We start from the raw sequence: 25,129 nt of genomic DNA on the forward strand, positions 1-25,129 counted from the left end.
CTTAGGTCTGTGAAGACCAGTACGCCCTCCTCCTCGATCGAGGACTACGTCAAGGTCATCTATTCGTTCACCGAGTGGCAGCGCAAGCCCATCACCTCCACGCAGCTGGCGCAGCGCCTGGGCGTCGCCAACTCCTCGGTTTCGGAAATGGTCCGCAAGCTCAAGGACCAGGGCCTCGTGGACCACAAGCCCTACAGCGCCGTCACGCTCACCAGCGATGGAGTCCGGCTCGCCCTGTCCATGGTCCGGCGGCACCGGCTGATCGAGACTTTCCTCGTCCGCGAGCTGGGGTACCGCTGGGACGAGGTCCATGACGAAGCCGAACTCCTGGAGCATGCCGTCTCGGACACCTTTATTGAACGCATGGCGGCCAAGCTGGGGAACCCCACCCGGGACCCGCACGGCGATCCCATTCCGGCAGCCGACGGCTCGGTGCTGATGCCCGCCGCCCACCGCCTGAGCGAACTCGACGACGGCCACACCGGCCGGATCACCCGGATCAGCGACGAGAACCCGGAGCTCCTGCGCTATCTCGCCGCAGAGGACATCGACCTCGACGCCGAAGTGGAGGTGGTGGGCCGGCGTCCCTTCGGTGGCCCCATGGTAGTGCGGATAGGCTCCGCCGCGGCACCGCGCGAATTCGATTTCGCCGACGAGGTCGCCTCGGCCCTCTGGGTCCACAGCGATGCCGGGCACGCCGGCTGCAGCGTCACGGAGAGCTGAGTGAAAGGTGTGCTGGACGAGCGCCGGGCCGTGCCGCGCCCCGGCGTGCCGGGGTGGAAGGCCTGGTCCGCCGTCGCCGTCGGCGGGCTGATCGGAACCGAGCTGCGTTTCGGCGCCGGCCTGATTTTTCCCGAAAGCGCCGGCGCGGTGCCGTGGACCACGTTGGCGATCAATGTCTCCGGGAGTTTCGTTCTGGCCACCCTGACCACCCTCTGGATCGCGCGGCCGCAGACGGCTTTCTGGCTGCGGGCCGGCATCGGCCCCGGCCTCCTGGGTTCCTTCACCACCTTTTCGGCGCTGGTGATCGCCATTGACCAGCAGATCCGCGGCGGCTTCCATGCCACGTGGCTGGCCTACCTCGGGCTCTCGCTCGCCCTGGGCCTCGGGGCGGCGGCGGCCGGCTGGAAAACCGGCAAGGCGATTGCAGACCTCCGCGGCGGTGCCCAATGATGACCGCGCTCGTGGTCGGGGCGTGCGGGGTGGCGGGAGCACTCCTGCGGTTCGCCGTCGACTCCTGGTTCGCGCACCATCAGGGCTCCCGACCGCACTGGCCCTGGGCGACGTTCACGGTCAACGTCGCCGGATCCTTCATCATCGGTTGGTCCGTCGGCCTGACCGGCCACCTGGAGCTGGGCACCGACTGGCACGCCGCGATCGCAACCGGTCTCGCCGGCGGCCTGACCACCTTCAGCTCATGGACCACCGCGACGGTCCGCCTGGTCAGCGAAGAGCGGTACCGGGCGGCGGCGCTCAACATCGGCGCGAACCTTCTCGTGGGGCTCGCCGCCGCCGCGCTTGGGCTTGCCCTCGCGGGCTGAAAACCTTAGCCCGCCGCCGGTGTGTCGAGGGTAACACCGGGGCGCCCTGGTGGCTTCGGGCCGCCGTCGTTCCCGTATCGTTGAAGGATGGTTACCCGACGTGAAGCAGCCCAGACCCTCGACATTCCCCTGGAAATGGCGCACCGTCACGGCATCCCGCCCCGGCTGTCCGAGGCCGAGCTGGGCGAGCTGCTGGACAACCCGCCGGCGTGGCTGGTCCAGTCCAAGGCAAACCGCACCGGCAAGCGGCCCGTCTGGGTCCAGCTCACCTGTGCCGTCTGCGGATTCTCCGAAGCGGCCCGGCCCAAAAAATGGTGGCCGGAGTTCACTTACGTCTGCTGCGCGCACCACGAGGCACGCGAGATCCCGGTGCTCGGGCCCGGGCTCGTGCGCAGTGTGTACGACGGCGTCGGCAGCCGTTTCGCAGGGATCGTGGACGCCGCCGTTCCCGAGGCGTAGCTTAAAAGACGGGGCTACCCCTGGCCCCTGCCGTGAGGGAGAGCACCATGCCTGACAAGACGCCGCACCAGAGCGTGTCGAAGAAGTCGGTTAAAACCATCAAGGAAAAACGGGCAGAGAAAAAGGCGAAACACATCGTTGATGCCCACACCGACCCAGTGGCACACATCAAGAAGCGCTGAATAATCGAGAGGCCGGAAGCCGTTGCTTCCGGCCTCTTGTCGTGTTGCCCTGACACGTCCCGTCGGGCTGGGGGCTCACCCGAAATGGATGATGTGACAATCTCCCGTTGGCGGTTGAGTGGTCTTGGGATCCGACCGAGAGGTCCTGTTCCGGGGCCATGTCCGCGGGGCAGTTCCAACCGTTGAGCGGCGCGGGGCCCATCGGAATCATTCGACGCGGGTGGTGACGGCCCGGCGGGGACCGCCCACACTAAGACCAGTGCGCCAGACAGCGTGCTCGACACAGACCGGAGGAATACCAGTGACAACCACACCGGAGACTGAGGCCCACGGGCCGGTCGACTTCGTACTCCTGGAGTTCCCCGTATCGGGACTGACGGGACGGGCGAGTGAGGAACTCGTTAAGCTCGTCGAGCAGGGCGTGATCCGCCTCTTCGATCTCCTCGTCGTCATGAAGAATGACGACGGATCTGTCGAGGTGCTCGAACTCACCGACCCAGGCGGTCCCGCGGCGGGGTTCTCCTACTTCGAGGGGGCCCGGACCGGGCTTTTGGGCGACGATGACATCGCCGAGGCCTCGGCCGCGCTGCTCCCCGGGACGGTGGCCGCGCTGATCGTCTACGAGAACACCTGGGCGGCACCGTTCGTGGCGGCCGTTCGGGACAGCGGGGGCGAACTCATCGCGAGCACGCGGATCCCTGCTCCGGACGTGATGGAAGCACTTGATGCACTTGACGCCGCCGCACCTCCGGTTGCCGACGCCTGAGACCTGACGCAGAACAAGAGATGTGAGAGGAAGAGAATTATGGGACTTCTTAGGGGTGTGGCACGGACGGCAGTCGTTGCCGGAACGGCTAGTGCAGTCAGCGGCCGGGTCCAGCGCCGCCAGGCCAACAAGTTTGCCGAGAAGGACGCCGCGACCGCGGCCAAGCAGCAGGAGGCCTACGATTCGCAGATGGCCCAGCAGGAACCACCGCCGCAGGCCTACCAGCAGCCGGTCTACCAGCAGCCACCACCCCCTCCCCCGGCTGCCGGCGGCATCTCAAACGAAGCCCTCGAACAGCTCAAGCAGCTCGGGGCGCTGAAGGATCAAGGGATTCTCACGGAACAAGAGTTTGGCGTCCAGAAGGCGAAGATCCTCGGCATGTAGTGCCAAACAACTGGAAGGAGGAGGGAAGTGTCGGAAGACGCTTCCCTCCTCTTTGGCCTTAAGCACAAAACTCCCCGCCGACAGAAGCCGGCGGGGAGTTTCGTGAACCCAATACGGGGTGGAGCGCCGTTGCCGGGCCCCTATGTGGAGATGGGGGGAATTGAACCCCCGTCCGATGTCGTGTTGTCAGGGCTTCTCCGGGCGCAGTTTGCGTCGGATTTTCTCGGCCCCAGCCATGCTGCAAACAGCTGGCTGATCCGGGCCCAGTCACCTAAGAGTCCCGTTTACCCCGATGACGGAGGTAAACAGCAGTGGCTATCTAAATGACGCCAGGATCCGGGGCAATAGCAACCTCGGGCTGACGGACTGTCTTACTGCTTAGGCAGCGAGAGCGAAGTCAGTGCGTTTTGATTCGGCACTTATTGGTTTGCAGACAGCGTTTACGAGATAATTCTGCATCCTCGGCCCGCTTCACCTGTCGCGACTAACATCGTCGAAACCGATCATCCCCGTATTTTTTTATCAAACCCGGACCGGATACTTTCGGATCCTTCCCGGACTACCAATCATAACGCACCGCCTCCGGGAAACATTCCCGGGGACCGTGACAGCCTGCGGCGCGCTAGCGGCGGTTGCGTTCGCGCATGACGCGCTGGGCCTCGCGCTTGTCCTGCTGTTCGCGCAGCGTCTGGCGCTTGTCGTATTCCTTCTTGCCGCGGGCGACGCCGATTTCGACCTTCGCGCGGCCGTCCACGAAGTACAGCTGCAGCGGCACGATCGTGAAGCCCGACTCGCGGATTTTGTGCGAGATCTTCGTGAGCTCTTCGCGGTGCAGCAGCAGCTTGCGGCGGCGGCGTGCGGCGTGGTTCGTCCAGCTCCCCTGGTGATACTCGGGGATGTGGATGCCCTCCATCCACAGCTCGTCGTTGTAGAACGTGCAGAAGCCGTCCACCATCGAGGCATGGCCCTCGCGCAGGGACTTTACTTCCGTGCCCATCAGCGCGATGCCGGCCTCATAGGTGTCAAGGACGTGATAGTCGTGCCGGGCCTTGCGGTTGGTGGCCACTACCTTACGGCCACTTTCTTTGGGCACGGTAGGACTCCTCGGTTTGTTGGTGGTTCACTCCGGCCAGGTGGTGCGGAGTCTTTCCAGTTTACGGCAGTGCGACCGCCTCAGCGGATGGCCCGGGCCGGACTACAGCAGGTTCATCGGGTCCACGGCCCGGCCGTTGAGCCAGGTCTCGAAGTGCGAGTGGCAGCCGGTGGAGTTGCCGGTGGTGCCTGAATAGGCGATCAGCTGTCCCTGGTTGACGTGCTGGCCGACCGAGACCGCCACGGAAGTGTTGTGGTAGTAAATCGTGGTCAGCGAGTTGCCCTGGACCACCCCGTGGGAGATCTTCACGTTGTTGCCGCCGCCGTCGTTGGCCCAGCCGGCCGAGAAGACGGTGCCGGCAGCCGCGGCGTAGACGGGCGTGCCGCAGGCGGCACCGAAATCGATGCCGGTGTGCATGTAGCCGCCCTGGCCGTAGAAGTCGATGGTGCCCGGCGGCGTCGCCCGCCAGCCGAACCCGGAGGTGATCGGAATATTGCCGGGGAACGGGTGCTGCAGCCCGAAGGCCGACGGCGAGCCCTGGGCCGGCGGGACATACGGCTGGACCGCCTGTCCCTGTGCCCGGGCGGCGGCCGCCGCGGCCTCGGCAATGCGCCGCTGCTCGGCCAGCCAGGCCTCACGCAGCTTCCGGTCGCGTTCGGCGATCTCGGCGGCGACGGCGTCCTGTTGGGCCTTGACCTGGGCGAGCTGGTTCTGGATGCCGGGCTTGGCGGCCTGGAGTTGGGCGTCGAGCCGGGTGGTGTCGGCGATCAGCTTGTCCACGGCGGCCTTCTTGGCTGCGGCCTCGTCCCGGGCGGCCTTTTCCCGGGCCAGTGCGGCGTCGGCTTTGGCCTTGAGGTCGGTGATTTCAGCCTCGACGGCGGCCAGCCGGGCCTGCGCGTTGACGTTGGTGGCGCTCTGTTGGGTGAGTTTGTCCATCGCGGAGTTCTGGCTGCGCAGGGCCTGGTCCGCGAGGTCGATGGTGTCCGTCAGGCTGCTGCCCTGGTTCGAGCCGAAGAACAGGGACAGGTTGGACGGGACGCCGCCGGACTTGTAGGCCTGCGTGGCGATCTGCCCGATCAGTTTCCGGGTGTCCGCGATCTTCTGTTTGTCGGCTTCCAGCTGCTGCGTGATTTTTGCCTTGTTCTGCTGCGCCAGGTCCACGCGGGCCGCGAGGGCCTGCACTTCCTGGACCGCTCCGGCCACCCGGCCCTGGGCGTCCGTGAGCGCCTGCTGGGCGCCGGGGAGCTGGCCCTGGTACAGGACCAGGTCTGCCGCGGCCTGGGCGATCTTGCCGTCCACGAATTCGAGGGAGTGCTGGACCCGGGCCGCCTCCTCGCGCAGCGCGGCCTGCTGGTCCTCAAGGTCGTCGGCGAATGCCGCCGGACTCGAGGCCCCCATGGTCCCGGCCAGGACCAGCGCCAGGGTGGCGCTGATCATCCGGCTGCGGCGCCCCACCAGGCGGAGCCGGAGGGATTGCCGGAGGGGGCGGCGGGCCATCGGTGTCATAAGCATTCCCTTTTCGTTGCGCAAAGCTAGACCCGCAAGTACCGGCGGAGGGTCAGCAGGGAGGAAATTCCGGCCAGGACAACGCCCAGGCCAATCAGGGCAGGTACCAGGATCAGGGTCTGCCCGGGCGAGATAAACGCGGTGTCCGGATACTGCTTGGACAGGACGCCTTCGAGGAAGAAGCGGGCCACGGCCCACAGGGTGCCGGAGGCCAGGGCGGCACCGATCACCGCGGCGATCACGCCTTCGAGGATGAACGGGAGCTGGATCACCATCTTGGACGCGCCCACCAGGCGCATGATGCCTGTTTCCCGGCGGCGGCTGAACGCGGAGAGCCGGATAGTGGTTGCGATCAGGAGGATGGCGCAGATGATCATGACGCCGGCAATGCTCACGGCCACCAGGGACGCGGCGTTCATGGCCGAGAACAGCCGCTCCAGCAGCTGCCGCTGGTCGATCACGGTCTCCACCCCAGCCTGGGAGGAGAACGTCTCGCTGATGATCTCGTATTTCTCCGGGTCCTTCATGTTGATCCGGAAGGACGCCGGCAGCTGGTCCGGGGTCACGGAGTCAACGATCGGGGAATTGGAGAACTGTTCCTTGAAGTGCTTGTAGGCGTCGTCCTTGGACTCGTACTGGAAGTCGTTGACGTACTGCGCCACAGCGGCCGATTTCAGCAGCGTGCGCAGGTTGTCCTCCTGCTCCGGCGTCGCCGGACCGGTGGCGCAGCCGGGCGCCGTCGAACCGTCACTGCAGAGGAAGATGGCCACCTGGACTTTGTCGTACCAGTAGCCCTTCATCTGGTTGATCTGCAGCTGCAGCATGCCTGCGGCGCCGACGAAGGTCAGCGACACGAAGGTCACCAGGATCACGGAGATCACCATGGACAGGTTGCGGCGCAGGCCGCTGCCGATCTCGCCCAGGACGAATGCAAGCCTCACGCCTGGCCCTCCCCTGCGGTGCGGAACTCGGCGCGGGCTTCGGCGCGCGAGCCGGCCCGGGGCGGGATAACTTGCGGCTGTTCGTCCCTTCCGCTGGCGTCGCGCAGGCGGCGCGACTGGCCCACGACGGGAATCATGGAGGTGTAGAGGGCCTTGGCCTCGTCGCGGATCACGACCCCGTTCTTCAGTTCCACCACCCGTTTGCGCATTTCGTTGACGATGTCGTCGTCGTGCGTGGCCATCACCACGGTGGTGCCGTTCTGGTTGATCTTGTCCAGCACGCCCATGATGCCCATCGAGGTAGTGGGGTCCAGGTTTCCGGTCGGCTCGTCGGCCAGCAGGATGCCGGGGCGGTTCACGACGGCGCGGGCGATCGCCACGCGCTGCTGCTCGCCGCCGGAGAGTTCGTGCGGGAGACGGTTTTCTTTGCCTTCCAGGCCGACGGTCTTCAGGACCTCGGGGACGGTGTCGCGGATGACGCTGCGGCTCTTGCCGATGACCTGCATGGCGAAGGCGACGTTGGCGAAGACGGTCTTCTGCGGCAGCAGGCGGAAGTCCTGGAAGACGACGCCGATTCCGCGGCGCAGGCGCGGCACGCGCCAGCTGGAGATGTTTGCGACGTTCTGGCCGGCCACGTAGACGGCGCCGGAGGAGGCGCGGTCCTCTTTGAGGACCAGGCGCAGGAAGGTCGATTTGCCGGAGCCGGAGGCGCCGACGAGGAAGGCGAATTCGCCACGGTCGATCTCAAGGTTGATCGAATCCAGCGCCGGCCGCGCCTTCTGGTCATAGACCTTGGTGACATTTTCGAAACGGATCATGGCCCTTAGTACCCTGCAGGACATGACCGCGAGGGCCCGGTTCTGCTGCCGGCGCAAGGGCTTTCGTTTGGGGGAAGTAGAGCTCCGGCCCCTCGACTATACGCACGGGTAACGGCGGAACCGCCGGAACGGCGGGGCGTGTCGCGCGATTGTCAGGGACCTCCCAGTGGAGGCGCCCGGCAGGGCGCCGGGCCTACTTCTCGGCGTTGCGGTTGTCCGTCCGCCAGCGGATGCCGGCGTCGATGAAGTCGTCGATTTCGCCGTCGAACACGGCCGAGGTGTTGCCCACCTCGTGCTCGGTGCGGAGGTCCTTGACCATCTGGTACGGGTTCAGGACGTAGGAGCGCATCTGGTCGCCCCATGAGGCTTTGACGTCGCCGGCGAACGCCTTCTTCTCGGCGTCCTCCTGTTCCTTCTTCAGCAGCAGGAGCCGGGACTGCAGCACGCGCAGGGCGGCGGCGCGGTTCTGCAGCTGCGATTTTTCATTCTGCATCGACACCACGGTGCCGGTGGGGATGTGGGTCAGGCGCACCGCGGAGTCGGTGGTGTTGACCGACTGGCCGCCGGGGCCGGAGGAACGGAAGACGTCCACGCGGATCTCGTTGTCCGGGATGTCGATCGAGTCCGTCTGCTCGATCAGCGGGATCACTTCCACGGCCGCGAATGAGGTCTGGCGGCGGCCCTGGTTGTCGAACGGGCTGATCCGGACCAGGCGGTGGGTGCCGGCCTCGACGCTGAGGGTGCCGAAGGCGTACGGCGCCTTGACCTCGAACGTGGCGGACTTCAGCCCGGCTTCTTCGGCATAGGAGGTATCCATGATGGTGGTCGGGTAGCCATGGCGTTCGGCCCAGCGCAGGTACATGCGCAGCAGCATTTCGGCGAAGTCCGCCGCGTCCACGCCACCGGCGCCCGCGCGGATGGTCACCACGGCTTCGCGCTCGTCGAACTCGCCGGAGAGCAGGGTGACGACTTCAAGGTCGGCCAGCGCCTTGCGGACCGATTCGAGTTCCGCGGCGGCGTCGGCCATGGAGTCGGCGTCGTCCTCGTCCTGGCCGAGCTCCACGAGGACCTCGAGGTCGTCGATCCTGGCCACGAGCTTGTTGAGCCGCTCAAGCTCGGTCTGCTTGTGCGAGAGCTTCGAGGTGATGACCTGCGCCGCGGCGGGGTCGTCCCAAAGATTGGGTTCACCGGCCCGCTCGCTGAGCTCGGCGATGTCTTCCTTGAGCGCCTCGACGTTCGAGACGTTCTCGATGGACGTGTAGGTGGCCCGCAGTGCGCGGATTTCAGCGGGAAAATCAATGTTTGCCATGGTTTTTTAAGCCTACGCTATGTGTCCTAGCCGCCCGACCCTGCCGGTTTCCCTATCACTTCGGGTTGCCCGATAGATGGTTGCCCTGTCACTTTGGGTTGCCCGACGGCCTGGTTGGCAGCATCTACTGACAGGGCAACCGGAGTGGTGGGCCAGCAACTCAGCGGCTGAGGCGGGACCGCGCCGTGGACGTCGCCTCGATCCGGATGCCGTCCGGCACCAGGAAGTTCACCACCGGCGGGTGGACGGCTGCACTCAACACCACGACGGCGGTGGCGCCGTCCGGGCTGCCCGTCGAGGACGCCACGGCCAGGGCGCTGAAGCGGTCGAACGCGCCGTTGCGGCCCAGATAGTCGACGGCGGCGCTGCGCACCCTCGCCCCGCTGAGGACGGCGGACGGTGTGCCGCCGGCGTTGCCCAGCTGGCCGAGGGTGAAACTGTCCGCGGCCGCCACCGAGGCACCGTCCGCGAGGGAGAGCAGCTTCTTGTGTTCGAGGTAGACGCTGGAGGCCGCCATCACGACGGTGGCGACCAGCAGGGCAATCAGCACGAAGCCGATGCTCAGCACCAGCACCTGCCCCTCCTGCGGGCGGGGCCCGGGCCGGCCCCTCACCGGAACCTGCCCACCAGCTGGGTTGCCGACGCGCTGAGCTGGCTCGCGTTCAGATGCAGTGCGTCGCTGAACGGCACAAACGGCAGGGGCACGGTGAGGCGGACGGTGACTGTCACCGCCGAGCCGGGAGCCAGACAGTCGGCAGGTTCGCAGCGGGTGTCGACGGTGGCGTTTTCCGCCGGCTGGCCGTAATCGGCGAGCGCCAGCAGCACGGCTTGCTCTGCCGCTGCCCGGCCGCTGGCCGCGTCCGGCTGGGCCACGTAGACCTTGGCGGCCTGGTCGGCGGCGCCCACGACTGCGAACGAGCCGCCCTGGATCTGGCCCACGGTGATGATGAAGTACACCAGGGGCACCATCAGCAGCGCGGACAGGAAGACGAACTCGACCACGGCACTGCCCTGTTCCGGTGAGGCGCCGTGCTCCGGCCGTTCACCGCTGGATGGCCGCATGGCCCTTCACCTCCAAGAGCGCCCGGGGACCGATGAAGCCGATGACCGGCAGGGGTGCCCGGACGGTCACCTCGAGTGTGCGGATGCCCTGGAACGTCGATTCGCTTGTCCCCACGTCCCGCGCGAAATCCGGGTTGAGCGCCGCGGTGATCAGCTGGACAGTCCGTTCCTTGGCGTCCCCGTCGTTGCGGTCGGCCAACGTGCCGTATCTGGCGCCCGAGGCGGCGGCGTCGATCAGCGTATTCCGGACGTGAAGTACCAGGGTGAGCTGGACGATCGCGAGGAAGAGCAAGGTGAGCAACGCACCGATCAGCACGAAGTCCACCACTGCAGCGCCCCGCTCTACGCCCTTGCGGTTTTCCCCGCTTTCGATCTGGCGCCCGGTCCCCCCGCCCTGGGCTGCCATCGCCTACTGTCCGACCTTGTCCATGGCCTGGTTGAAGAGTCCCTCAAGCGCAGGACCGGCGAGGGCGAGCAGGGCGGCCACGAGGACTGCCGACATGAGGGTGATCATGACCCAGCCGGGGACGTCCCCGCGCTGGGGATGGGCGGTTCCCACGTCAGAGTGGTCCCCCGCCCGCGCTTGCGACGGAGCAGACCACCAGGTCAACATGCTGAGCGCGCAGGCCGCCAATGCCGCCCGGGTTCCGAAGTTCTTCACCGTGTCCTCTTTCCTGGTTCTCTGGTTCTCTGGTTTTCTGTTTTCTGTTTTTCTGTTTTTCCGGAGTCCCGTTTTTGGATCTGATGGTTCGTGACGTGTCGCCGGCAGATCGTGCACCGTGTGCCCCAGGCTGGCCGGCCAGCTGCAGGGCGTCCTTCGTATCCTGTTCCCTCCTCGTATGACTTTTCTTGAGTCCTGCCCGGGCCGGCCGGTGGGCAGCCGCCGGCTGTCCGTCGTCGGCTGTCCGTCGCCGTCGTTCGCCAGGTTCCTAGAGTCCGAGACTGATCGCGGCCAGGCCGGGGAAGACGGCGAAGATGACCGTGAGCGGAAGGACACCAAAGACAAGCGGCACCATCATGCCGATTTCCTTCTTGCCGGCGGACTCCATGAGCTCCCTCTTGGCTGTGTCCCGGACATCCTGTGCCTGCGCCCGGAGGACGTCGGCGAGGGGTGTTCCACGTTCGACGGCCACGATCATCCCGTCCACGAAACGGAGCAGCGGCCCTTGATCGGTCCTGGACGAGAACTCGTGGAGGGCTTCCACGAGGGGCTTGCCGGACCGGGTCTCGGCGAGGATCCGGCCGAATTCCTGCGAGAGCTCACCCCGCGCGCTGCGGCAGACCCGGTCCAGGGCACCGGTGGCACTTTCGCCGGCGCTGACGGCCAGGGCCATGAGTTCGGCGATGCTCGGAAACTCCGCCATCATCCGCGCCTCCCTTTTCTTGATGTGCGCGCCCAACAGGTAGTCCCGGAGCAGGAACCCGCCGACGGCGCTGCCCACGACGGCCACGACGGCGACGAACGGGCTGAAGCGGCCCATCGAGCCGGCGAGCGCCACAACGCCGACGGCGAGGACGAAACCGCCGGCCGCCCAGAGGAGTTGCTCAGCCCGGAAGTCCACGGCTGTTTTGGCGCTGCCGGCGCGGGCGAGCCTGCGGTTTAACGCCGTCGCGCCAAGGTTGATCCGGCCCAGGGACCTGGCACCGTCCCGGAACGCCGGGCGGAGGATCCGTTCGAGCGGCCCAAACGGTGTGATATTCCGCGGGGCGGTGCGCAAAAGCCGGGATTCGAGGCTGTGGGTTCTCAGCTGCGGTTCGATACGTTCGACGAACGTCGTTGGGCGCATGAAGGGGAGCCGGACGAGGAACAGCCACAGGCCCGCCCCGAGCACGGCCCCGCACACCGTGGCGCCGGCCATCAGGCCGGTCATCGGAGGACCCGCTGTTCTTCCGGCAGCGCCCCGATACGCAGCATGATGGCATAGGACAGCAGGGAGACGGCAAGGCCGCCCAAAAGGACGGCAGCGCCGAGCGGGGTGTTGTACGCCATCACAGCCTCAGGACGGCTGGCCAGCAACACCAGGACAATCCAGGGCGCAGCGACGGCCAGGCGTGCGGCGTTGACGGTCCAGGATTGCCTTGCCTCCAGCTCACTCCGGGTCCTGGCACTTTCCCGCAGGAACTCCGCGAGGGTGCCCAGCAGCCTCCCGAGGTCCGAACCGCCCACCTCCCGGGTGAGCCGGAGGGCCTCGACGATCCGGTCCGCCACGGGATCGGCCAGACGGTCCTTGAGCCGGGTGAGTGAGGGATCGAATTGGCCTCCCGACCGGTAGTCGGAGCCAAAGTCCACAAACACGTGGCGAAGCTCCACGGGGCCCTTGTCGCCCAGCTGGATAAGGGCCTCCGGCAGCGACAGTCCGGCCCTGATGGCTGAGCGCAAATGATCAACGACGTCGGGCCAGAGCTGGCGGAGGACAGCCGTGCGCTTTCTGGCACGCCACCGGACCATCGCCATCGGCAGCCAGCCGCCGAACAGGCCAAAGCATCCCGAGATCGGCCAAGACCCGGTAACCGCGAAGAACGCGAGCGTTGTGAAGGCCCCGAGTCCAAGGCACGAGGCGAGCAGACCTGCCGCGCTGACCTTTTCGATGCCCGCCGACCGCAGGAGGTCCTCAAGCCGGCTGGTCCGGGGCCTGCGCCGCACGCTCTCAGGCGTCTCCCACGCGGACCACCAGATCAGCAGGAGGCCGGCGCCGCCCACCATCCCGACCAGCGGCGCCATCACCGCTGCTCCAGCAGCGCCGCGACGTCGTACCCGGAGCGGGCAAACTTTTCCGCGGCGGGCATGGAGTTGGCCTTGGGCAGAAGCTGCCCGTCCGACATCGTGAACACCATGGATGACTCGATGATCCCGTTTTCCACCCGGCGGCCCAGGGACAGGATCTCGGTGACCTGTCGGCGCCCGCTGGCGTGCCTGCTGCAATGGACCACCAGATCGATGCAGGACGCGACGGTGGGCACTACGAACGCGCTGGAGATGTTGTCGCCGGCGAGCAGCGGCAGCGTGCAGATTTTCGTCACGGCATCATGGGCGGAGTTCGCATGCACGGTGCACATCCCGGGAAGGCCGGGCTTCTTTCAAGCACAGTGCAACGAGTCACCCCATGATTGTCCTGAAAGACAGCCCGGCCCTTACAAAAACTCGGCCTACGTCCACTCAGTGGTCAGTGGAAGAAGCTGATGCGCCACTAGATCAAGTTCAGTCGGATCAATGCCGTAGAGATCATTTACAACCTCGTTTATGCGTTGATCTGTGAGCCGAATTTGTTCGGGCGTCGACCCATTGATGCGGCTTTGCCATAGTCCTGCTAGCCGCGCCTGAGTCTCGGCGCTCATTGGAATGATGGGGACCGCTTTCAGGTATGGCGCGGAGAACTTGAAGTAGGACCCTTGGTACGGCGTGCTGTGCGCGATGATGAAACTGGATATTAGTTTGCTGTTCAACAGAGCCAACATTGCAGAGGCATCAGTGTCACTCGCCAGCAGCAGGCTGGTTACACCAGCCGTTCCAGTCGGGAACATTGAGCCGTTGCCAAGCGCGAAGTTAGACCGATTACTCAAGCTCGGCGTGAGTATATGGCGGCTCGCAAAAGATGTGGCCGCGTCAAGGTGCATCAAGCCCCACCATTCGCCGGTCAGTTCCTGCGCGGATTTTCCGAACCAACGACGCTTCTTTAGGGCTTCTTCGTGCTCGTGGACGTATGCATCCAGATACGGGGCCCGTGCAAGCTGATACTTGTTCAGCACCACGTAGTCGCCATCAACCTCCCCATACGGAAATACGAGGAACTTCTGCGGTGGAGCTAAGAAGCCATTCCTAATATCCTGCCCGCGAAGAAGGGGCTTCAGGTGCTCGGACTCAATTTTGTTGGCATTGGCCTCCAGCGCAGTGATCAAGAGGACAGGATCGGCCCCCGTTTGGACGCCGTTTCCGAAGCCGCGAACGATGTCCGCCAACGGGCGGGAGATCGACCTCAACTTATCCCACAGCGCCGTCGCTTGCGGGGAATTTGTATCCCATCGCTGTTCGTTTAGCTGTTTCGGTTGTAGCAACCAATCTTGTTGTGCTTCGAACTGCTTCAGGCTGCGCGTGTACTTCACAGTCGTCCGGTTGGCCTTTGGAGGACTCAGGATCAAAACCTGCGTGTAGTTAGTGGCCTTGTCGAATATCTGCTCAGTTTGGAAGTCGATAATCTCTTCGACCCATGGCTTCTCCGACAGCACCTTTCGGATACCGCTCCCGGCCCGGGTGGTGAACATCTTGTTTGGAACCACGAGACTCACACGGCCGTCTTCAGCTACAAGATCAAGACATCTCTCCAGGAACAGGTAATAGAGATCGGCTTTACCCGTGTACGAGGCGTAGCGCGTCTTCAAATAGTTCAGCGCCAGCGGCTCGATCTCGTATCCGGCCATAAGCCAGGGCGGGTTTCCGACAATGACACGGAACCGGCTCCCGAACTCGGCTCGCCAGTCAAAGGGACGCAATTCGACGTGTCGCGAGTCAATAGAGTGGATGATCTCGAAGTCGGTCAGAGCGTCAGGAGAGATCAGGCTATTGCCGCACTTGATATTCCTATCAAGGTCCGGTAGCAGCCGATCTTTGAACACTGCGAACTGCTCTTGCAGACCCGCACCAGTTTGATCCTCCAGCACGATGACGAGCAGGCTGAGCTTCGCTATCTCGACAGCCTGAGGGTCCAAGTCCACTCCGAAAATGTGTTCCAGGAGGATTCGTTTCCGTTCGGTGAGAGAGAGAACAAGCTCACCCGTTTGGTTCTTCTCAAGCCTCGGAGGCCGCGTCTTCATCCATTTGGACTCATCCGTCAGGTAGCTGTTTAGGTACCAATCCAATAGGTACTTGTACGACGCGACGAGGAAGCTGCCCGAGCCGCAGGCGGGGTCTAGGACTCTATATTCGCCCTTGGTACGGGCGATTGAGTCTGGCGTTTTGCCTTCCAAAATGGGAGCCAGAGTGCGTTCAACAACCGCCTGAGAAAGCCACTCAGGTGTGTAGAACACCCCACCGGCCTTCCTGTATTCAGGTTTCAGTTCGAGACTGACCTGGCCCCGGTTGCGTACGATTCGCTTCGAGAGGAAGCTCTCGTACGCGCGACCCATGATTTCAATGGGCATCACGCTGAATGCGTAGGGACTGCTCGGCGGATAGAAGCGCAGGATGATGTCCGCGAGGACGTCATCCTTGATCTCCACAGATGCGGACAAATGGTCCGGAGCTGGCCTGCCGGGTTCCTCGTCAAAATGGAACAAGCCTGAGTTGTACCGGGCGTCCGCCGACTTGTAGAGGTAGTCGAGCGCCTTGCGTACGTCTGGGCTTTCTGCTGCCTGTCGAAGAGCTCCGAAGGGCTCAATGCCGCGATCCTCACAGATGCGGAAGAACACAATGCGGTCGAGAGTCAGCTGGACTACGGTCAGGAGCTCATCGTCCGTCAGACGCGGGTTAAGCTCGGCGAGGTGCGATGCCAAAGTCTCACGCGCCGTCTCAAGGTCTTTCAGGAAGACCTTGTCGATCTTGTCTTTACCGGCCCGGGAGGGCAGCGATGCCTCAAGTGCTTTCAGATTGCCAGCGGATACAGCTTCAAAGGACAGCAGCGATTCAATGAGATCCCAGTTTTCTTCGAACTGGTCATAAGTGAAGTAATGAAGACGAGCCACTCGCGGGCCATCACCCACCTTCGGGATGACCGAGGCATCATAAATCGCCAACTCACTGAAGTCTGTGAGTACAACAATTGGAAGCTTGCCGGACCAGCCGTAGCGCCGGGCCTGGAGGGCTGGACCAGCGTCAACGGCCAGTCGCACGGCAGGCTTCTTGGCCTCCACAAATATCGCGTTCTCGCCACCAACCCGCAGTGCGTAGTCAGGAGTCCGCTTTAGGCCCTCAACAGCTTGGCTCGGCTCCACCACGACCGGCTTCCAACGTTCAGCCGCGCCCGCCCTGTTCCCAACATCCCAGCCGAGGGATTCCAGGAACGGATCGATGAAGTCAATCCGAGTGCTTGCTTCTTTGTAGAGAGGGTTTAAGTACTCCATCTCGTGACGGCGGAACTGTTCGACTTTCTCGCGGAGCAACGCCGGGAAGTTCTTCTCACTCGTCATTCGTTAGATCCTTCAAGCAGTCGTTGGTGGTCGGGTTTCAGACTAAGCCGTGCCGCCGTGATTCTTAGCTCGCGACACTTGGACCAATGACGCATCGCTCGTGCGCCGTCAGCGAACGGTTTGGAACTGCAACCGGAAATGGTGTGAAAGTCCCCACAATGGTCTTCAAGAGGAACGGAGTGGAGGGCCGGGTGTCCCTTGGGACCCCGGCAGACCCGCAGTTCGACGGGCCTGACGCCCCTCCAGTCCAGTCCTGCGATTGTGGATTAAGAGCAGTGTTGTCCCGATACTGGAAGCCGCAAAGGGTTCCGAGCCAACCACAGAAGCCGGCCACGGGCCAGCCTTTAGGGCTGTCCGTCCGAGATGGGAGAACTGGGCGCTTACTAGTAATACCCGCCACCCAAACTGACGACGGCCCAGGGCCGTCCTTCGCAAGCGCGAGTAGGCGACTTCGGCGAAATCACTCTCTCCGAAAAGTGCAATAAACACCTCAACCAAAGGGAGGCGAACGACTGGCAAAGACAGCACGGCCTGGCTGCAGGACGGAAGGGTGCGGACGCGCTCACTACGCCAGCCATCTTTGCAAGATGCACTATGAACAGGTCCGCCGTTCCCGCCCGAAGTGCCAGGAACCGGGGTGCCCTACGAAAGCCGACAAGCTCGGCTACTGCCGCCGCCACGAGCGCCGGGCGCTCGAACGGCTGGACGAGGGCCACGAGGGTTCGCCGGTAATGGACGCCGAGCTGGAACGGATAGCTGGATCAATCCACGTCAACCCCGTCACTGGGTGTTGGGAGTGGACCGGTAGCAAGAACCGCAAGTACGCCGCGATAGTGGTGGGCGGACGCGAGTGGCTTGGTCATCGGCTCATGTATGTCTGGTTCATAGGGGGCCACGCCCCCAACAAGGAACTGGAGCACATCTGCGCGAACCCACCCTGCATCCGGCCAAATCATCTGCAGCCGGTTTCGCGGCGGATCAATTTGGCCCGCGAGGTCCGCCGCGCCCGCCACCCCGAAGCGGCGTTTTGGACGGATGACTACCTGTGCACAACCACGTTTCCTTTGCTTCTGTGGGCGGGCAACCACGGGCTCCCCGCCGCCCCAAGTCACTGGAGAACAAGGCCCACATCTGCAAACACCAGCGCAGTTCTTGACTAGGAAACTTCCGTCGAGAGGCTTGGGGCCTCCCGACGGCGGAAATGAGCAACAACTAACAACGAAAGGAAGTCCGAATGGCAACTGACGAATACGCCTCCAGCTGGGGACCCGAACCCTCGGAACCTAGGAGGGAGGACTACTCGCCACGCCTCCGCGGCGACGGCCTGTATCACGTCCCTGCGCTTGGCGACGGCAACGGGGCCTTCTTCCGGTCTGAAGACAACGCGAAGCGGGCCGGAAATCTTGCCTATGGTGAAGCGCTGAGGTACCACAACGCCTGGCACCGCAAGAAGGACCTGGAGACTAAGCCTACGCCGGGTCAGGAAATGGCCGAAGCACTGAGAACTGCGAAGCAGCAGGCTCTCCGCGAAGGTATTTCCGAAGCCGAATGGGACCAGTCCCCCGAACTCCGCGCTAACTACTACGCACCGAGCAAGTCGGGAGCGGAATTGTGGGAAGAGCACAAGCGTAGCCGGGGTAACGTCGGACGCTTGGAAGACCCCGACAGGAACTGACCGACTGGAGCTAACGGGCGGGAGGCGAGACCTCCCGCCCTTCCTATTCACTCACTTCCAAACCCGTACAGAAACGCAGCCGCTATCACCGCCGGGCGCGCAGGCGGGGCCGATGGGGGTCACCCCCACCCTCGGTGAAGGCCTGGGCGCCCCTCTAAGAGGCTAAGGGCGCGCTTCGGTACTTAGCGCCGCGAACAGCCCGCAGTTAACGCACAGGGCCCTGTGGGGCCGCTCGGCGGCTACTGTGCGGCAGTCTTTGCTTCGAAGGAGTTCCGTATGGTCTCAGGCAAGGTCTCGTAAAGATTCTGAATGCGGCGGGGTTGCGTGATCTTTTCGTCAGCCAAGGCATTAATGGCCAGGAAGAAGACTTCAGCGATGGCGCTGTCGTCCTCGTTGAGGTACATCACCGCCGACTCGTCTCCGTCCTTCTCGCCATGCAGAGCAGTGTTGCCCACATGACGGACTATGTTCAACGCCTGAAGTGTGGCTGTGGATACCGTCTTGCTCAGCGCCACCAAACGGCCATCCAGCTTGACCCCATTGGGCAACTCCGGGGTCAGGTGCTTGGCGAGTTGCTCCATTGCGGCGCGGCAAAGCGCCGCTGCTGCGCGGCGGGAGTGCGGCAAGACCGCGACAGCCTCGTCGTAGAGCTTTGCCGCCGGGGTCGGAAGATCCTCGCTGCGCTCTGGAACCTCGCGTTCAGTGGCCGACGAGGGATCGGGAAACACTAGCTGCGGCCCTATCCACAGAGAGGATTCCTTGCAAGCAAAGCAGAAACTTCTAGACCAAGTCGTGTCTGGCGCCCAAGGGAGGCCTTCCGGGGCGGCAGTACGATCACTTACGCCCATTTGTCCGTGTTCGGTCTCCGCGTACAGCTCGCCGAACTCTTGAGCGGCCAGTGCGCCGCATCTCGGACAGTTGAAGCTGCCTTCGCCGTGAATGGGAAACGAGTTATTAGTGGGCATGACCGCATTCTCGCATGCGCCGCTGTCTCTCAACGGATAGGTTACGAGACAGCTCGATGAGACACCTGTGGTCCCACGGAAATTAAACGGCCACACTGTCTCACTACCATGTCTCACAAGTATCTGTTAATTTGATTGTATTCAAACACCCTTGCGAGACACTTTCGGGAGGAAATCATGGGGAAACTAATCGGGTACGCCAGGGTATCCACGAAGGGGCAGGACACCGACCGCCAGGAGACAGACATCCTCGCGGCGGGTGTCCGCCGCGACGATCTGTACACGGACCGTGGCGTCAGCGGGGCCAGAGCCACCCGCGCAGGGCTGGATCAGGCTCTTACCGCGCTTCAGGAGGGTGACACCCTCGTAGTCGCCACGCTCGACCGCTTGGGGCGGTCTACGCAAAACATGCTGAACCTCGCAACCGATTTGAAGGACCGGGGAATCAATCTCCGCGTCCTGAACCTAGGCGGCGGGAACGTCGATACCGCCACGCCGATGGGGCAGATGATGTTCACAGTCATGGCGGGGCTGGCTGAGATGGAGCTTGCCATCAAACGCGAGCGCATCAACGACAGCGTGAGCAAGCGTCGGGCGAAGGGGTTGGACCTCGGGGGCCGCAAAGCGCAGTTCACCGACAGCCAGATCGAGAACGCAAAGAGCCTGATCGAAGGCGGTAAGCCAGCGGCCCAAGTTGCGCGCGACCTAGGAATGTCGCGGGCAACTCTCTACCGCCGCATCACCCAACAGATCGGAGCCTAGGAAGACGCGGCTACAGAGCCGCCGTCCTCATCCGGCCAATTCACGTCGCCAAACTCGCTCAGGATCGCTATCGCATCCTCGCGAGACCTGAAGCCAGGAACCACGTCGAACCGCATCCCTCCGTCGACGCGCACCAGCGTCAATCCGGGGATGTCGACCAACACCTCGAAATCATCACTGCTTTGAGTCATCTCTTCACCTCCCGCCCTATTCAAAGACGCCGAGGGCTCAGTCTCATTGGCCCGCGCCCTCAGCTACCGCTATCCCTGCTTCGCGCCACGCGGCCACAAGTCCAGGAATTTCTTCCTTAGCGAGCGGTCCCCTAGCGTCCCACTTGGTTTTCAGAATCACCTGAACTGTGTCCGGGTCGAAGACCCGTGGCGATCCTTTGCCATGCGGCAGCAGGATCACATTGCAGAACTGCCTTACAAAGTCGCGGCGGGTGTCAATGGAACAGTTGAACCACTCCATGGCCTCAGGAGTCGTCATGTCTGGTTGGGAGAACTGGTAGCTTTCCTGCGGTAGGTGCGCTGATAATGCCAGAAGCTCCTGGCGGCTCTCATTTTCCTGCAGCCTGGCCATTATGCGGGCAGTTGAGGCGACTAGCTGACCATTCGTTATTTTCCCGTCGGCGGCTAGGAGCGCCATCTCATTCAAGCGCTCCCGCAGGGCAGCAGCCTCAGTCTCCAACTGCTCAGTCTCCCCTGTGGGGTTGGCGTCGTTTCTATGCCGGGCCGCGATTATGCGGTAGGCAACCATATGCCGGTCAACGACACTGTCAACGAGGGAAATGCGTTTGCCCACATGACCCCTGCCCTTCTCAGGGCATCGGTAGACCGTGTACTTCTCACCGCTGCGGCCAGTAATGCTCGCGGACCGCACCAGCGCCCCACAGTGGCACTGCGCGATGCCCGACAACAAGTGCCGTGCCTTGTTGGACTGGGACCGCCGGCGCCGAGGGTCCGTGAGTATGGACACCACGGCCCTCCAGACGTCCTCAGAGACGAGGGCGGGGAATGTGGAAGGCCCCACGATTTCGCCCTTCCAGTCCGCCAGCCCGGCGTTTCGTGGTCTCAAGAGCATCTGCCGAAGCTGAGCGTGGCCCCACGGCTTGCCGACGCTCGTCATAACGCCGGATGCATTAAGCCCTGCAACAATCGAGCCGAGGCTCTGGCCCTTTAGGACGGCGTTGCAGACGTCAGCGACCACTGCAGCTTCAACGGGGTGAGGCTCGGGAACCCCGTCCACGAACTGCCAGCCAAACGGGCGGGGCCCCCCAAGCCATTCACCCTTCATGGCTTTCTGCTCCATTGCACGGCGAATACGGTCCGCCTTATGGGCGGATTCATAACGTGCTACCTGTCCGAGCAGGCCTGCTCGGAGTATGCCTTCCGGAGTGCTGAGATCAACCTCTCCGCCTTTGACTGCGTAGTTCTGGACGGAACATTCCCGGCAGATAGCAATGTATTCTTCGAGCTCTGTCGGGCTGCGATGTAGTCGGTCTGTATGCCAAAACAGAACTACGGTTGCTTCGCCGCGCCTGAGCGCGGCCAGCATCGCTGAGTAGCCGGGTCTCTTCTTTCCTGCGTACGCGCTGATGTCATTGTCAACGAACACCCGCGCGACGGTGAGCCCTCGCTCTGCCGCCAGCTTGCGGCAGTCTTCCTCCTGGCGTGCCACACCGAGCTCTGCTCCCGTGCGGTCCTGGCTGATCCTGCAGTAAATGAAGGCCACGCTCTCCATGACGGCATGTTAATCCTGGTTGTGTGTGAACGTCTATCGGGAAGCCCGGAATTCAAAGCGATGAGCATGTCCAGGCTCTCGGCCTCCCGGACTTCCCCGACCACCAGCCGGTCCGGCCGCATGCGCAGGGCCTCCTTGACCAGGCGGCGCAGCGGAATCTCCCCCTGCCCCTCCAGGTTCGGCTGACGGCACTGAAGACCGACGACGTCGCGGAGCGGCAGCTGCAGTTCAAAGATTTCCTCCACCGTGATGACCCGTTCGCGGGTGCCGATGCTGGCGGCGAGGCAGTTGAGCATGGTGGTTTTGCCCGCCTGCGTGGCGCCCGAGACCAGGATGTTGAGGCCGCTGGCGACGGCCGCGCCGAGGAACCTGGCCGCCTGCGGGGTGAGCGTTCCCAGCTCCACCAGGTGCTCGAGCCGGCTGGCTTTGACGACGAACTTGCGGATATTGATGGCCCAGTGACGCCGGGTGACGTCCGGGATCACGACGTGCAGCCTGGAGCCGTCCGGGAGCGCCGCATCCACGAACGGCGAGGACATGTCCAGGCGCCGGCCCGAGCTCTTCAACATCCGTTCCACAAGGTCCCGGACCTGCTGGTCCGTCAGCGAAACGGAGGTCAGTTCCGATTCGCCGTTGCGCGCCACATAGATTTCATTGGGCGCGTTGAGCCAGATTTCCTCGATGCCCGGATCGTCCAGGAGCGGCTGGAGCGCACCAAAGCCCGCCACAGCGTCGAAGACGAATCTCCGGGCCGACTCCAACGGGCCCAGCGGGGGCAGCGGCGCCAGGAGGGCCCGTTCGTCGTAGTCGCTGACAGCCGCTTCGACCAGGCGCCGGACTTCGCCGGACTCCCGCAGGGGGTCAAGGCCCCGCCGGCGGATCAGCTCACGGACCTCGTCCTCAACAATGCGTACAGCCTCCACCTGGACCCCCATATGACTGCCGCCCCTGTGCCGGCGCGATGGGGTTAAAACTAAGGGCGGGCAACCGGCCCGGCAAGGGGTGCCGTGGGTGCATGTGGATAACCGCCTGGTTTCAACATGACAACTTTCACTTTGGTAACACTTGAATCACTGGTCTCAGATGTCGGCCGATGTTAGGGTGAGCGCGTTAAGTCAGACATTCTCTCAGCCCGGCCAGCTCTCTTCGTAGCCCCTCGGGCGCGAGACCGTGTGGCGCGGCTCCCACAGCGTGCCATTGCCCCGGAGCGGAACATGAAGCGCACCCTATATCCCCCCACCAGCCACCGATGCCGCCGGGCAGGGGCCATTCTCCTCGCCGCCACCCTGCTGGCCATCACCGGCGTTCCGTCGCCGGCAACCGCCGTCGAACAGCCGGCCACGCCCAAGGCGTCTGCCACGCCGTCTGCCAGTCCGTCGCCGACGGTCACGAGCACCGTGCCGGCGCCATCCGCAACGGCCCGCCCGGCCGCCACGGCCGCCCCGGCACCGACCCCAACGCAGGCCGCGGCCCCGGCACCGGCACCGGCACCGACCGCAACGCAGGCAGCCGCACAGTCCGCGGCGGCGCCGGGCGGCGTCAAGGACCGGGCGGCCATGGCCGCGGCGGTCGGCCCCGGTGGCGCCGAGATGGGCCAGCGCTCCGCCCGGGTCAGCGCTCCGTCACCACTTCTGAAGGCGACCACCGAGTCCGCCGCCATTGAATCGCTCACCACGCAGGGCACGTGGTCGCCGTCGTACGGGGTCAAAGGCCTGGACGTCAGCGGCCACCAGACCAGCGTGAACTGGCAAAGCCAGTGGAACATGGGGGCCCGCTTCGCCTACGTAAAGGCCAGCGAAGGCAACTACTTCACCAATGATTCCTTCGGCGCCCAGTACGACGGCGCCCGCAGCGTCGGCATGATCCGGGGCGCCTACCACTTCGCGATCCCGAACTGGTCCTCGGGATCCGACCAGGCACGCTTCTTCGTCCAGAACGGCGGCGGCTGGAGTGCCGACGGCCGGACCATGCCCCCGGTCCTCGACTTCGAATTCAACCCCTACGCCGGCCGCACCATCAACGGCTTCTACTTCGGCAACACCTGCTACGGCATGTCCCCCTCGCAGCTGACGTCCTGGGTGCGCGACTTCGGGAACACCATGCGGGCCCTCACGGGCCGCCTTCCCGTCATCTACACCAACACGTCGTGGTGGAACCAGTGCACGGCCAACGCGGCGGGTTTCGGCGACTACCCGCTGTGGGTCGCGTCCTACCCGCTCTCCGCCACGGACAACGCCGGGCCCGTCCCCTCCAGCTGGAGCGTTTTCAGCATGTGGCAATACAGCAGCACCGGGCCGTTCGTGGGTGACTCCAATATCTGGAACGGCGACTATGCCTCACTCCAGCGCTTCGCCGGGACGCCGCTGCCCACCGGGTCCTTCGACGACCTCTCCGTAACCCGCGACGGCGCCGCGGTCTCCCTGCGCGCCCGGGGCTGGTCGGCAGACCTGGCCAGGACATCGTCCTCGATCCAGACCCACATTTACGTGACTGATCCGTCCGGGACCACCAAGGGCTACGCCTGGCAGGCCAACCAGCCCCGGCCCGATGTTGACCAGGCCCTCGGCTACGGTCCGTTGCACGGCTTCGACGGCACGGTCCGGATCACGGCTTCGGGCACCTACAAGGTCTGTGCCTACGCCATCGGGTCCTTCGGCAACACACTCCTGGACTGCAAGTCGCTCCGGGCCACCGGGGTGGAGGCACCGACGGGGTCCTTCGACAGCTTCGGCCAGGTCCGCACGGCCGACAAGGTCACGCTGCAGCTCAAGGGCTGGGCAGCCGACCTCGCCAACCCCTCGGCTTCCAGCTATGCCGACGCCTACGTCACCGACCCGGCCGGGAAAACCACCGGGTACCGGATGACGGCCAACGTCGCCCGGAAGGATGTCGCGGACGCGACCGGCCTGGGGCTGGCCCATGGCTTCGACTACCAGGTCAAAGCCACCGTTCCGGGAGCGTACCGTGCGTGCGTCTACGGGATCGGGCGCAACGCCAACGTGCTGCTGTCCTGCAAGACCACAAACGTCGAGGCCAACCCCGCACCCTTCGGCTCCTACGATTCGGTGTCCCTCACCCAGGCGCCCAACGCCGCGAACTTCCAGGTGAGCGGATGGGCACTGGATCCGGTGCAGCCAGGCAAGAGCGTGCCCGTGCACGTTTACGTCCAGTCGCCCAACGGAACCAATCCCGGCTACGCCTTCACCGCGAACCGCCCGCGTCCGGACGTCAACGCCGCGCTGCAGACGGTCGGTGACCACGGTTTCCAGGTCTCGGTCCCGCTGACTGGTGCCGGGAAGTACACCGTGTGCGCCTATGCCATCGGCATCGCCCCGGTCACGGCCGGCAACACCCTGCTGGCCTGCAAGTCCATCAGCGCGGCCCCGACCCCCGCCACCATGGGTTACCTGGATGCGGCCTCGATCCAGGTCACCAGCGGCAAAGCCTCCATCAAGGCATCCGGCTGGACCCTGGATCCGTCCTTCCCGGCCTCATCAATCCCGGACCACGTCTACGTGACCTCGCCTGACGGGATCCGGAAGGGGTACGCCTTCATGGCCGACCAGAAGCGCCCGGACGTCAACCGGGCTCTCGACACGGTCGGAAACCACGGCTTCACGTCATCGGTCCCCATCACCCAGCGCGGCCAGTACCGGGTGTGCGCCTACGGCGTCGCGGTCTCGATGCTGAGCCTGAACAATTCCCTGCTGGGGTGCCAAACGCTCACCTATTAGCGGCCTTGGCTGACGCCGGACCACGCACAACGCAGACCGGCCCCCGCACATGCGGGGGCCGGTCTGCGT

General features: G+C 64.3%; 25 protein-coding genes, 1 other RNA gene and 2 pseudogenes. 10 read left to right on the forward strand and 18 right to left on the reverse strand.

The window, feature by feature from the left end; genetic code table 11:
* The first annotated feature begins 9 nt into the window (after positions 1 to 9).
* The 7 genes from AC1DKN_RS11320 to AC1DKN_RS11350 all read left to right on the forward strand — a co-directional run bounded on the left by AC1DKN_RS11320 (position 10) and on the right by AC1DKN_RS11350 (position 3,332).
* A complete protein-coding gene (locus AC1DKN_RS11320) occupies positions 10 to 723 on the forward strand; it encodes a metal-dependent transcriptional regulator (RefSeq protein WP_079553023.1) in 714 nt (237 codons plus the stop codon).
* A complete protein-coding gene (locus tag AC1DKN_RS11325) occupies positions 724 to 1,173 on the forward strand; it encodes a fluoride efflux transporter FluC (RefSeq protein WP_476871302.1) in 450 nt (149 codons plus the stop codon).
* Positions 1,173 to 1,541: a fluoride efflux transporter FluC gene (locus AC1DKN_RS11330; RefSeq protein ID WP_223916176.1), complete on the forward strand. Its 369-nt coding sequence runs from the start codon at positions 1,173 to 1,175 to the stop codon at positions 1,539 to 1,541. The genes AC1DKN_RS11325 and AC1DKN_RS11330 overlap by 1 nt, the downstream gene beginning before the upstream one ends.
* 87 nt (positions 1,542 to 1,628) lie before the next feature.
* Complete coding sequence (locus tag AC1DKN_RS11335; RefSeq protein WP_223916096.1) at positions 1,629 to 2,000, forward strand: hypothetical protein; 372 nt, start codon at positions 1,629 to 1,631, stop codon at positions 1,998 to 2,000.
* 47 nt (positions 2,001 to 2,047) lie between these two features.
* Positions 2,048 to 2,182, forward strand: a complete 135-nt coding sequence (locus tag AC1DKN_RS11340; RefSeq protein ID WP_018775274.1) for a hypothetical protein — start codon at positions 2,048 to 2,050, stop codon at positions 2,180 to 2,182.
* 301 nt (positions 2,183 to 2,483) lie between these two features.
* Positions 2,484 to 2,948, forward strand: a complete 465-nt coding sequence (locus AC1DKN_RS11345) for a DUF6325 family protein (RefSeq protein WP_223916098.1) — start codon at positions 2,484 to 2,486, stop codon at positions 2,946 to 2,948.
* A 39-nt stretch (positions 2,949 to 2,987) separates the two neighbouring features.
* The gene (locus tag AC1DKN_RS11350; protein ID WP_230007703.1) at positions 2,988 to 3,332 is read left to right on the forward strand and encodes an SHOCT domain-containing protein; all 345 of its coding nucleotides are present in this window, start codon (positions 2,988 to 2,990) and stop codon (positions 3,330 to 3,332) included.
* 142 nt (positions 3,333 to 3,474) lie between these two features.
* On the opposite strand, the gene ssrA is transcribed toward AC1DKN_RS11350, so the two are convergent.
* From ssrA to AC1DKN_RS11420, 14 genes and pseudogenes are all read right to left on the reverse strand, one after another.
* Positions 3,475 to 3,843, reverse strand: a transfer-messenger RNA (tmRNA) gene (gene ssrA, locus AC1DKN_RS11355).
* Between the two features lie 111 nt (positions 3,844 to 3,954).
* Positions 3,955 to 4,425, reverse strand: coding sequence for an SsrA-binding protein SmpB (gene smpB, locus AC1DKN_RS11360; protein ID WP_026266743.1), 471 nt, complete (start codon positions 4,423 to 4,425; stop codon positions 3,955 to 3,957).
* A 102-nt stretch (positions 4,426 to 4,527) separates the two neighbouring features.
* The gene (locus AC1DKN_RS11365; protein ID WP_243181320.1) at positions 4,528 to 5,931 is read right to left on the reverse strand and encodes a M23 family metallopeptidase; all 1,404 of its coding nucleotides are present in this window, start codon (positions 5,929 to 5,931) and stop codon (positions 4,528 to 4,530) included.
* Between the two features lie 26 nt (positions 5,932 to 5,957).
* A complete protein-coding gene (gene ftsX / locus AC1DKN_RS11370) occupies positions 5,958 to 6,872 on the reverse strand; it encodes a permease-like cell division protein FtsX (protein WP_476871303.1) in 915 nt (304 codons plus the stop codon).
* Positions 6,869 to 7,690: a cell division ATP-binding protein FtsE gene (gene ftsE / locus AC1DKN_RS11375; RefSeq protein WP_043435207.1), complete on the reverse strand. Its 822-nt coding sequence runs from the start codon at positions 7,688 to 7,690 to the stop codon at positions 6,869 to 6,871. The genes ftsX and ftsE overlap by 4 nt, the downstream gene beginning before the upstream one ends.
* A gap of 193 nt (positions 7,691 to 7,883) precedes the next feature.
* The gene (gene prfB / locus AC1DKN_RS11380) at positions 7,884 to 8,999 is read right to left on the reverse strand and encodes a peptide chain release factor 2 (RefSeq protein ID WP_223916104.1); all 1,116 of its coding nucleotides are present in this window, start codon (positions 8,997 to 8,999) and stop codon (positions 7,884 to 7,886) included.
* 160 nt (positions 9,000 to 9,159) lie between these two features.
* Positions 9,160 to 9,573, reverse strand: coding sequence for a pilus assembly protein TadG-related protein (locus tag AC1DKN_RS11385; RefSeq protein ID WP_476856708.1), 414 nt, complete (start codon positions 9,571 to 9,573; stop codon positions 9,160 to 9,162).
* A 35-nt stretch (positions 9,574 to 9,608) separates the two neighbouring features.
* Positions 9,609 to 10,061 (reverse strand): hypothetical protein, encoded by a 453-nt coding sequence (locus tag AC1DKN_RS11390; RefSeq protein WP_476856707.1) that lies wholly within the window; start codon positions 10,059 to 10,061, stop codon positions 9,609 to 9,611.
* On the reverse strand, positions 10,042 to 10,467 hold the full coding sequence (locus tag AC1DKN_RS11395) for a TadE family protein (RefSeq protein ID WP_476856706.1): 426 nt from the start codon (positions 10,465 to 10,467) through the stop codon (positions 10,042 to 10,044). Before AC1DKN_RS11395 ends, AC1DKN_RS11390 begins: the two co-directional genes overlap by 20 nt.
* 3 nt (positions 10,468 to 10,470) lie before the next feature.
* Entirely contained in the window at positions 10,471 to 10,674 is a 204-nt protein-coding gene (locus tag AC1DKN_RS11400; RefSeq protein ID WP_476849007.1) for a hypothetical protein, read from the reverse strand.
* Between the two features lie 316 nt (positions 10,675 to 10,990).
* Positions 10,991 to 11,932, reverse strand: coding sequence for a type II secretion system F family protein (locus AC1DKN_RS11405; protein WP_476871304.1), 942 nt, complete (start codon positions 11,930 to 11,932; stop codon positions 10,991 to 10,993).
* Positions 11,929 to 12,783 carry a type II secretion system F family protein gene (locus tag AC1DKN_RS11410; protein ID WP_476871305.1) on the reverse strand — a complete coding sequence of 285 codons (855 nt, stop codon included), beginning with the start codon at positions 12,781 to 12,783 and terminating at the stop codon, positions 11,929 to 11,931. Before AC1DKN_RS11410 ends, AC1DKN_RS11405 begins: the two co-directional genes overlap by 4 nt.
* Positions 12,783 to 13,130 (reverse strand): annotated as a pseudogene (locus tag AC1DKN_RS11415) (CpaF family protein); the annotation flags it as partial. The gene AC1DKN_RS11410 and the pseudogene AC1DKN_RS11415, both read right to left, overlap by 1 nt.
* A 78-nt stretch (positions 13,131 to 13,208) precedes the next feature.
* The gene (locus AC1DKN_RS11420; RefSeq protein WP_476871306.1) at positions 13,209 to 16,181 is read right to left on the reverse strand and encodes an Eco57I restriction-modification methylase domain-containing protein; all 2,973 of its coding nucleotides are present in this window, start codon (positions 16,179 to 16,181) and stop codon (positions 13,209 to 13,211) included.
* A gap of 1,234 nt (positions 16,182 to 17,415) precedes the next feature.
* On the opposite strand from AC1DKN_RS11420, the gene AC1DKN_RS11425 reads away from it, so the two are divergent.
* Positions 17,416 to 17,856 carry a hypothetical protein gene (locus AC1DKN_RS11425; protein WP_476871307.1) on the forward strand — a complete coding sequence of 147 codons (441 nt, stop codon included), beginning with the start codon at positions 17,416 to 17,418 and terminating at the stop codon, positions 17,854 to 17,856.
* Between the two features lie 239 nt (positions 17,857 to 18,095).
* Here the strand turns inward: AC1DKN_RS11425 and AC1DKN_RS11430 are convergent, their stop codons facing one another.
* Positions 18,096 to 18,821: a DUF4145 domain-containing protein gene (locus AC1DKN_RS11430; protein ID WP_476871308.1), complete on the reverse strand. Its 726-nt coding sequence runs from the start codon at positions 18,819 to 18,821 to the stop codon at positions 18,096 to 18,098.
* 177 nt (positions 18,822 to 18,998) lie between these two features.
* On the opposite strand from AC1DKN_RS11430, the gene AC1DKN_RS11435 reads away from it, so the two are divergent.
* The gene (locus AC1DKN_RS11435) at positions 18,999 to 19,583 is read left to right on the forward strand and encodes a recombinase family protein (protein ID WP_476871309.1); all 585 of its coding nucleotides are present in this window, start codon (positions 18,999 to 19,001) and stop codon (positions 19,581 to 19,583) included.
* Here the strand turns inward: AC1DKN_RS11435 and AC1DKN_RS11440 are convergent.
* The 3 genes and pseudogenes from AC1DKN_RS11440 to AC1DKN_RS11450 all read right to left on the reverse strand — a co-directional run.
* Complete coding sequence (locus AC1DKN_RS11440) at positions 19,580 to 19,774, reverse strand: hypothetical protein (protein WP_476871310.1); 195 nt, start codon at positions 19,772 to 19,774, stop codon at positions 19,580 to 19,582. The genes AC1DKN_RS11435 and AC1DKN_RS11440 overlap by 4 nt on opposite strands.
* Positions 19,775 to 19,817: 43 nt before the next feature.
* Positions 19,818 to 21,326 carry a recombinase family protein gene (locus AC1DKN_RS11445; protein WP_476871311.1) on the reverse strand — a complete coding sequence of 503 codons (1,509 nt, stop codon included), beginning with the start codon at positions 21,324 to 21,326 and terminating at the stop codon, positions 19,818 to 19,820.
* A gap of 38 nt (positions 21,327 to 21,364) precedes the next feature.
* A pseudogene (locus AC1DKN_RS11450) lies at positions 21,365 to 22,249 on the reverse strand (CpaF family protein); the annotation flags it as partial.
* Positions 22,250 to 22,540: 291 nt separating this feature from the next.
* Here AC1DKN_RS11450 and AC1DKN_RS11455 point away from each other — a divergent pair.
* A complete protein-coding gene (locus AC1DKN_RS11455) occupies positions 22,541 to 25,060 on the forward strand; it encodes a lysozyme (protein WP_476871312.1) in 2,520 nt (839 codons plus the stop codon).
* Positions 25,061 to 25,129: the final 69 nt, after the last annotated feature.

This window comes from Arthrobacter sp. 01N444, from assembly GCF_056399305.1.

Excerpts from the sequence above, each read along its gene's own strand:
- AC1DKN_RS11420 (WP_476871306.1), bottom strand. The coding sequence starts at position 16,181 with ATGACGAGTGAGAAGAACTTCCCGGCGTTGCTCCGCGAGAAAGTCGAA.
- AC1DKN_RS11410 (WP_476871305.1), bottom strand. The coding sequence starts at position 12,783 with ATGGCGCCGCTGGTCGGGATGGTGGGCGGCGCCGGCCTCCTGCTGATC.
- AC1DKN_RS11390 (WP_476856707.1), bottom strand. The coding sequence starts at position 10,061 with ATGCGGCCATCCAGCGGTGAACGGCCGGAGCACGGCGCCTCACCGGAA.
- AC1DKN_RS11395 (WP_476856706.1), bottom strand. The coding sequence starts at position 10,467 with ATGGCAGCCCAGGGCGGGGGGACCGGGCGCCAGATCGAAAGCGGGGAA.
- AC1DKN_RS11350 (WP_230007703.1), top strand. The coding sequence starts at position 2,988 with ATGGGACTTCTTAGGGGTGTGGCACGGACGGCAGTCGTTGCCGGAACG.
- AC1DKN_RS11435 (WP_476871309.1), top strand. The coding sequence starts at position 18,999 with ATGGGGAAACTAATCGGGTACGCCAGGGTATCCACGAAGGGGCAGGAC.
- AC1DKN_RS11405 (WP_476871304.1), bottom strand. The coding sequence starts at position 11,932 with ATGACCGGCCTGATGGCCGGCGCCACGGTGTGCGGGGCCGTGCTCGGG.
- AC1DKN_RS11445 (WP_476871311.1), bottom strand. The coding sequence starts at position 21,326 with ATGGAGAGCGTGGCCTTCATTTACTGCAGGATCAGCCAGGACCGCACG.
- AC1DKN_RS11330 (WP_223916176.1), top strand. The coding sequence starts at position 1,173 with ATGACCGCGCTCGTGGTCGGGGCGTGCGGGGTGGCGGGAGCACTCCTG.
- AC1DKN_RS11455 (WP_476871312.1), top strand. The coding sequence starts at position 22,541 with ATGAAGCGCACCCTATATCCCCCCACCAGCCACCGATGCCGCCGGGCA.
- AC1DKN_RS11335 (WP_223916096.1), top strand. The coding sequence starts at position 1,629 with ATGGTTACCCGACGTGAAGCAGCCCAGACCCTCGACATTCCCCTGGAA.
- AC1DKN_RS11340 (WP_018775274.1), top strand. The coding sequence starts at position 2,048 with ATGCCTGACAAGACGCCGCACCAGAGCGTGTCGAAGAAGTCGGTTAAA.
- AC1DKN_RS11425 (WP_476871307.1), top strand. The coding sequence starts at position 17,416 with ATGGCAACTGACGAATACGCCTCCAGCTGGGGACCCGAACCCTCGGAA.
- AC1DKN_RS11440 (WP_476871310.1), bottom strand. The coding sequence starts at position 19,774 with ATGACTCAAAGCAGTGATGATTTCGAGGTGTTGGTCGACATCCCCGGA.
- ftsE (WP_043435207.1), bottom strand. The coding sequence starts at position 7,690 with ATGATCCGTTTCGAAAATGTCACCAAGGTCTATGACCAGAAGGCGCGG.
- prfB (WP_223916104.1), bottom strand. The coding sequence starts at position 8,999 with ATGGCAAACATTGATTTTCCCGCTGAAATCCGCGCACTGCGGGCCACC.
- AC1DKN_RS11365 (WP_243181320.1), bottom strand. The coding sequence starts at position 5,931 with ATGACACCGATGGCCCGCCGCCCCCTCCGGCAATCCCTCCGGCTCCGC.
- AC1DKN_RS11400 (WP_476849007.1), bottom strand. The coding sequence starts at position 10,674 with ATGTTGACCTGGTGGTCTGCTCCGTCGCAAGCGCGGGCGGGGGACCAC.
- AC1DKN_RS11430 (WP_476871308.1), bottom strand. The coding sequence starts at position 18,821 with ATGCCCACTAATAACTCGTTTCCCATTCACGGCGAAGGCAGCTTCAAC.